The 6523-nt window shown below is 72.0% G+C and carries 8 protein-coding genes; 4 read left to right on the forward strand and 4 right to left on the reverse strand.

The window, feature by feature from the left end:
• Positions 1–1283, forward strand: a 1283-nt coding sequence (locus EHS43_RS33720; protein ID WP_312023460.1) for a M48 family metallopeptidase, incomplete at its 5' end; no start/stop codon positions are given.
• A 21-nt stretch (positions 1284–1304) separates the two neighbouring features.
• Here EHS43_RS33720 and EHS43_RS33725 read toward each other — a convergent pair.
• Genes EHS43_RS33725 through EHS43_RS33740 form a run of 4 tightly spaced genes read right to left on the reverse strand, consistent with a single transcriptional unit; the run spans position 1305 to position 5069 of the window.
• Positions 1305–3767 (reverse strand): DUF4132 domain-containing protein, encoded by a 2463-nt coding sequence (locus tag EHS43_RS33725; RefSeq protein ID WP_125194453.1) that lies wholly within the window; start codon positions 3765–3767, stop codon positions 1305–1307.
• A gap of 2 nt (positions 3768–3769) precedes the next feature.
• Complete coding sequence (locus tag EHS43_RS33730) at positions 3770–4162, reverse strand: hypothetical protein (protein WP_125194454.1); 393 nt, start codon at positions 4160–4162, stop codon at positions 3770–3772.
• 48 nt (positions 4163–4210) lie between these two features.
• Positions 4211–4657, reverse strand: coding sequence for a DUF2752 domain-containing protein (locus EHS43_RS33735; protein WP_125194455.1), 447 nt, complete (start codon positions 4655–4657; stop codon positions 4211–4213).
• A complete protein-coding gene (locus tag EHS43_RS33740) occupies positions 4629–5069 on the reverse strand; it encodes a TM2 domain-containing protein (RefSeq protein WP_125194456.1) in 441 nt (146 codons plus the stop codon). Before EHS43_RS33740 ends, EHS43_RS33735 begins: the two co-directional genes overlap by 29 nt.
• 128 nt (positions 5070–5197) lie before the next feature.
• On the opposite strand from EHS43_RS33740, the gene EHS43_RS33745 reads away from it, so the two are divergent.
• The 3 genes from EHS43_RS33745 to EHS43_RS33755 form a co-directional block, all read left to right on the forward strand.
• Complete coding sequence (locus EHS43_RS33745) at positions 5198–5608, forward strand: VOC family protein (RefSeq protein ID WP_125194457.1); 411 nt, start codon at positions 5198–5200, stop codon at positions 5606–5608.
• Positions 5609–5726: 118 nt separating this feature from the next.
• Positions 5727–6122: a hypothetical protein gene (locus EHS43_RS33750; RefSeq protein WP_020118685.1), complete on the forward strand. Its 396-nt coding sequence runs from the start codon at positions 5727–5729 to the stop codon at positions 6120–6122.
• The coding region (locus tag EHS43_RS33755; RefSeq protein ID WP_125194458.1) for a thiol-disulfide oxidoreductase DCC family protein at positions 6119–6523 on the forward strand (405 nt) is incomplete at its 3' end. The genes EHS43_RS33750 and EHS43_RS33755, both read left to right, overlap by 4 nt.

Genomic DNA, 6523 nt, shown 5'->3' on the forward strand with positions numbered 1-6523 from the left:
GGGCAGCGGTGCGTACCGCTGAAGAAGAGATCGTTTCGTCGTGCCCGCGGTGCGGGGTGGAGATCCGTTCGGACCGGCGGTTCACCACCTGGTGCACCGCCTGCGACTGGAACGTGGATCCGCAGGGGCCCGCCGAGGAGAAGCGCGGGCTGTCCCGGGTGCGCCGCAGGATCGCGCACCACTACGGCGAACTGCTGTTCACGGAGCTGCGGGCCGGGAAGAGCGGCGGGCGCACCGGGTCCGGACTGCTCGCCTACGTCATCGCGCTCACCGTGCACGGGCTGACCTGCGTCCTGGCCGCGGTGGGCGTGTGGGGTCTGATCGCCGGCTGGGGCGGGCTCGGCATGGTGTTCGGGCTGTTCTTCCTGGCGATGGCCTGGTCGCTCCGGCCACGCCTGAACCGGCTGTCGGACGACGACCGTGTCCTGCTGCGGGACCAGGCGCCCGAGCTGTACGCGCTCATCGACGAGATCGCCGTCGCCCAGGGCACCCGGGGCGTGGACGCCGTCGTCGTCGACGTGGACGCCAACGCGAGTGTGACGCAGCTAGGGCTGCGGCGTCGGCTCCTGACGCTGGGGCTGCCGCTCTGGGAGGTGCTGAGTCCCCAGCAGCGCGTCGCACTGCTCGGCCACGAACTCGGTCACTTCACCAACGGCGACACGCGCTACGGCATGGTCGTGGGCACCGCCTTCAGGACGCTGGACACCTGGCTGCGGTACCTCCGGCCGATCCCGAACCCGAACGCCATCCACACCCTCACCAACCTGGCCTGCATCCCGCTCCGCCTGCTGGTCACCGCCGTGGTGGCGCTGCTCGACCTGCTGACCGCCCCGTCCTCGCAGCGCGGCGAGTACCTGGCCGACGTGGCCTCGGCCCGCACCGGGTCCACCGAGGGCGCCACCGGTCTGATGGACCGCCTCCTGGTGGCGGACTCGATCGTCACCACGCTGAACCGTGAGGTCAACAGCCGCCGGATCCACGGACGGAGCGGAACGGCCGGGCAGGACGGCGAGGGCCTCTGGGAGGCGCTCGCCGCTCATATGGACTCGATCCCGGAGTCCGAGTACGAGCGTCAGCGCCGCGTCGGTGCGCTGCGGGGCCACTGCGTCGACGCGACTCACCCCCCGACCCATCTGCGGCGCCGGCTCCTGCTGGACGGCCCGCCGGTGCCCGCGCTGGTGACGGCGGACGCCGCTCGGTCCGAGCGCATCGCCGGTGAGCTGGCCGGCCTGCGCGGCACGCTGGCCCGGGAGGTCGTCAGGGACGGATACGGCGGCCTCTGACGGTGCCCCGGGCCGGGCCGGTCACAGCTGGCTCAGGATCGTCGGGTCCGTGATCCTCGTGTCGTCCGCCAGCATCATCGCCTTGCTGAGGATGACCGCGAGCATGCGGTCGCCCTCGTAGGGGAGGTAACCGGCCTGCGGGGCGGCCGGGTTGGCCTTCGGGACGATGCAGAGGTACTGGTCGTTCGGGGTGCGGAGGATGTTGCCCGAGCCGAGGTGGATCTTGTACGTGTGGCGGTCGCCCTTGACGTGCAGGAAGCGGCCCTCCAGGGTGCACCGGTCGGCTATGGCGAGCCTCGGTATCAGGCGGTCCAGGAGGAGCCGGCGGGTCTCGGCGCTCTGGTTGAGCTCTCCGAAGCCGTACGACGTCCAGTACTCCTGGAAGCGGCCGCCGGGGCCGCCGTCCTGCCAGGTGGGGTCGTTGCCGATGCTGGCCACGCCGACGAACAGGTCGACGTCGCGCAGGACTTCGGAGAGGACCAGGGGCGGGATCTGCGTCAGGGGCAGGGGCTCCACGGGGTCCTGGCCGTCGCGCAGCCACATGCGGTACTCGCCGCCCGCGCAGTGGGCCGAGTTCTCCGGGGCGTCGACCGGGTAGAAGCGGACCTGGTCGGTGCGCAGGCGCAGGAAGGTGCCGGAGTCGGTGATGTCGGAGTAGTCCGCACCGCCCTCGCCCTCGATCCAGTACTCGGCGCGCAGGCCCCAGCGCGGGAGGTCGCGGACCGGCGGCGGGGCCTCGTCGTCGACGGCCAGGCGGAGTTTGTTGCGCCAGCCCCGCGCCGCCGCCAGGGAGTGGAACTGGTGCTGGCGCAGCACGTGGGCCGCGAAGCGGTTGGAGTAGGTGCCGGTGGCGCGCTCGGCGTCCGTCAGCAGGTAGACCTCCCGGTGGGCCTGCTTGAAGGGTTGTGTCACCCCGTGGCGCTCCAGCCAGTCGCGCCAGGCGACGATCTCCGCGGGGGTGTGGTCCACCGGATGCCACAGGCGGACCTCCGTGCCCTCGGTGACCGGGGCGTCGGCGAGGGTGCGCAGGGCGCCTTCGGCGTGGCCGACCGTCGTGCCGTCCACCGTCCACAGGAGGCGGCGGGCCAGGGTGCCGACCAGCGGGTGGTCCAGGTAGCGCTCGCGCCAGATGGCGTAAGACCAGGTGCGGTCGGCGAGGAACTGGCGGTCCAGACGCTCGCTCTGGGCCGACAGCATCTTGTCGATGTCCTTGGCGGCCGCCTTGAGTTCCTTCAGCTCCTCCGCGTGGTCCCGTCGTACCGTCGCGGGCACGGCCTTGCCCGGCTTGCCGCTGGCGTTGTGCCAGGTCAACACGGCTTTGGTGCCGCGGACTTCGAGGACGGCGGTGGCCTCGCCCAGCCGGTGCCGCGCACGGCCCACCTCGGTCAGGCCGTATGCCGGTACGGCCAGTTCCTCGATCTCCTCGCGGCTGAGGCCGAGGGCGACGGCACGGGTCTCCAGCGCCGCGTCGAGGAGTCTGGCGGTGTTCCGGTACGTCACCCTGGTGGCCAGCCGGGCTAGTTCGGCGAGGGCCGCCTCGCTGTCGATGCGGGCGAGGGCGTTGACCCCGGCGTTGGCCACCTTGGGGTTGCGGGGGCCGAGGCCGGCGACCTTCTTGAGGGAGGTCTCGACGAGGGCGCCGAGGGCGCGGGCGGTGTCGGGGTGCGGCGGGAGGAGGGAGAGCAGCCAGGCGAGGCCGCGCAGGGCGTTGGCGTTGTACGGGTCGTAGGCGCTGTTGACGTCCGGTTCGTAGCGGCCGCGGTCCAGCTCGAAGGTGCGGGGGCGGCCGACGAGGGCGAGCCAGCGGAGCACCGCCTCGCGGACGCGGTCGGGGCCGAGGGCTCCGGCCAGCTCGGTGGCCCGCTTGTCCCACTTGGCGGAGGGCTTGGCGGCGGTGGCGGTCGCCATGTGGGCCAGGAGCTGGTGCCAGACGCCGTCGGTCTCGCGCAGGGCTTCCTCGGCCCACTCCTCGCCGACGTTGAGGGGCGGTTCGGTCAGCTTCCTCGCCGTCCTCGGCAGGTCCTCGTTCTGGTAGGCGTGCAGGACGGCCCGGCGGACGGTGGCGACGACGGCGGGCGCGATCGGGCGGCCCGCGGCCAGCTCCGCCTCGATGAGGTTCTCGTACCGGGCGCCGTACCAGAAGGAGTGCTGCCGGGAGATCGTGTCGAGCAGGGCCAGGCGTTCGGCCGTCAGGCGGTCGTGGGGCGGCAGGTCGCGGGTGACGATGCCCAGCAGGATCAGCGCGTTCTGGCGGGCGATCGGGCCGGCCTGCTCGCCGTGGTACTGGGTCACGAGACCGTCGGCGATCCGCGACCGCGCCTGCGGCGGCAGTTCGAGCAGTCGGGCGAGGACACCGTCCCACAGGCCGGTCCAGTTGCCGTTGTTGACGGCCGCGGCCCTGAGGAGGTCGGCGGCGAGCTCCTCGGGCTGGTCGTCGGCGACGCGGCGACCGATCAGGTCCTTGTACTTCTGGATCTGGCCCATGGTCAGCCGCCCACCAGCGGGACGAGCTTCAGGAACGTCACCTCGGTGCCGAGCACGAGGTCGATCTCCTCGTCGAGTTCGGTGACCTGACGGTCGCCGACCAGCACCAGGAAGCCGTTGCCCGTGAAGGCGCGGAGGGCGAGCTCGGTCTGGGTCTCGGGGTCGATGCGGCGGGGCGTGCGCAACGCGTAGCCGTTCAGCACGCGTTCGGTGTCCTCGGGCTGGACCAGGCCCTGGAAGACGGCGGGTGTGCGCGCGTTGTACTCGGCGACCTCCTGGAAGACCCGGCGGCGGATCAGCTCGCGCACGGCGAGCCGCTCCTCGGCGATCTCCAGCCCCCAGCCGTCGCTGCGGCTCCCGCTTGTCGTCTCGTCGACGAACCTCACGATTCCCATGCCGAAGACAGTACGAGCCGGCACTGACAACGGGCCTGGGAGCAGGAGTCAGACGACGTTGCGGGCCACCGTCCAGGCCACGGCGAGTGCGAGGACGACGACCTGGGCCCGGGGGCTCAGCGTGGGCCTCCAGCGGCGGCCGCGCAGGCCCGCCCACGCCCAGCGGCCGAGCAGGGCGAGGGCGTACGGCGAGGCGAGCAGCAGGGCCCGGTTGTCCAGCCAGGCCTCGGTGAAGTGGCCGTGCATCAGGTCGTACACCATGCGGGTGCCGCCGCAGGCCGGGCAGAGCAGGCCGGTGAGCAGGCGGAACGGGCACTGCGGCAGGACGTGCCCGGGCTCGTGCGGGTCGGTGCGGTAGAGGTACACCGCGCCGGCGGCACCCGCGGCGAGTACCGCCGAGGGTGCCGTCGCGGGGTGGCGGAGGAGGGAGCGGCGCGGGGACTCGGGCGGCTCGGCCTCCCGCGCCCTAGCTGCGGAGGATCCGGCCGTGTTCATCGGTGTGGTCGTTCCCGGTGAGCAGGAGGATCCCGTCGACCAGCGACCAGATGCCCAGGCCGCCGCAGGTGAACAGCTGGGCGAGCCCCATCCCCACGTTGCCGAGGTAGAAGCGTCCGACGCCGAAGCCGCCGAGGGTGAGCTGGAGGATGCCCGCGATGACCTTCGACTTGTCGGAGTACGGCCGCCCGTACGGGTCGTAGCCGTAGGGGGCGTTGGGGTCCCCGGTGTAGGTGCCCGGCGGCGGGTAGTAGCCCGGCGGCGGAAAGCCGGGAGGCGGGTAGCCCTGCTGCTGGTATCCCGGCGGCGGGTACCCCTGCTGAGGTCCCGGCTGCTGGGGGCCCGGCTGCTGATGACCCGGCGGCGGGCCCTGCCCGGGATCCTGCTTTTCGTGACCCTGCTGTTCACTCAAGGGGGACTGCTCCTGGGGACCGAAGCGGGAGGACCCGCGAGAAAAGACGACAATGAGCCCGGTCATCATGCCCGACGGACACCGCGTCGCAGAAGCCCGTTCCCGCACCCCCGGCTTAATCTGACGACATGTCAGATGACGAGTCGTACGAACTGCTCGGTTTCGACAACGTGCTGCTGCCCGTGGGGGACCTCGCCGAGGCCGTCTCCTTCTACGAGCGCGCGGGCTTCACGGTGGGCTTCCGGCTCGACGAGGCCGGCATCGCCCTGCTGAAGGTCGGCGGCGAGACGCCCGGGATCCTGCTCCGGCAGGAGGAGGGCCTGGGCCACCGGCCGCCGCCGTGGCCGGCCACGCGCGTGTGGCTGGAGGTGCCGGACGCCAGGACCGCCGCCCGCGAGCTGCGCGCGGCCGGCGTCGAACTGCTCGACGAACCCTTCTCCGTGGCCACCGGCTGGACCGCGGAGGTCGCCGACCCCTGGGGGAACGTCCTCGGGTTCACCGACTACACCAAACGCCCGGAACTCGCCCGGCGCGCCTGAGGGAACGCACGCGTACGCGTGACGCAGACCTCTCCGCCACTCGGTTGAACACGTTCAAAAACAGGGCTACAGTCTCTCCCTGTCAGCGTTTTGAACGCGTTCAAGAAGGGGGAGGCGCATGGACCGCACGGTCGTCGCCTACGTCATCTACCTCGTCGTCAGCATCGCCCTGACCGTCTGGGTGGCCCGCACGCTCAGCAGGAACGGACGGATCTTCCTCGCCGACGTGCTGCGCGGCAACGAGAAGCTCGCCGAGGCCGTCAACCACCTCCTGGTGGTCGGCTTCTACCTCGTGAACCTCGGCTTCGTCGCGCTGTACCTCAGCGGCGACGGCACGATCGAGGACACGCGCGGCGTCTTCGAGGCCCTGTCCACCAAGCTGGGCGTGGTGCTGCTGGTGCTCGGCGTGATGCACCTGGCCAACGTGTACGTCCTCAACCGGATCCGCAGGCGGGGCGCCATGGAGCGGGAACAGGTGCCGCCGGTCGCGCCGCAGGACTGGGTCCGGGCATGACGGCGAACGCCACCTCGGCGGAGCGGGCGGACCGGACGCCGGTCCGTCGGCTCACCGTCCTCTACGACGCCGAGTGCTCCCTGTGCACCTTCCTGCGCGACTGGCTCGTACGGCAGCCGCAGCTGGTGCCGCTGGAGCTGGTGCCGGCGGCCTCGGAGGAGGCCCGGCGGCGGTTCCCCGGGCTCGACCACCGCGCCACCCTCGACGAGATCACCGTGATCGGCGACTCCGGGCAGGTCTACCGCTCCACGGCCGCCTGGATCGTCACGCTGTGGGCGCTGCGCGAGCACAGGGGACTCGCGCATCGCTTCAGCACACCGTCGGGCGCGCGGCTGGCCAGGGGGGCCGTGCTCGCCGCGGCGAAGTGGCGCGGGGCGCAGTGGGGCGGGACGCGTCCAGGG

Origin of the sequence: Streptomyces sp. RP5T, from assembly GCF_003933965.1 — a bacterium.
GTDB lineage: Bacteria > Actinomycetota > Actinomycetes > Streptomycetales > Streptomycetaceae > Streptomyces.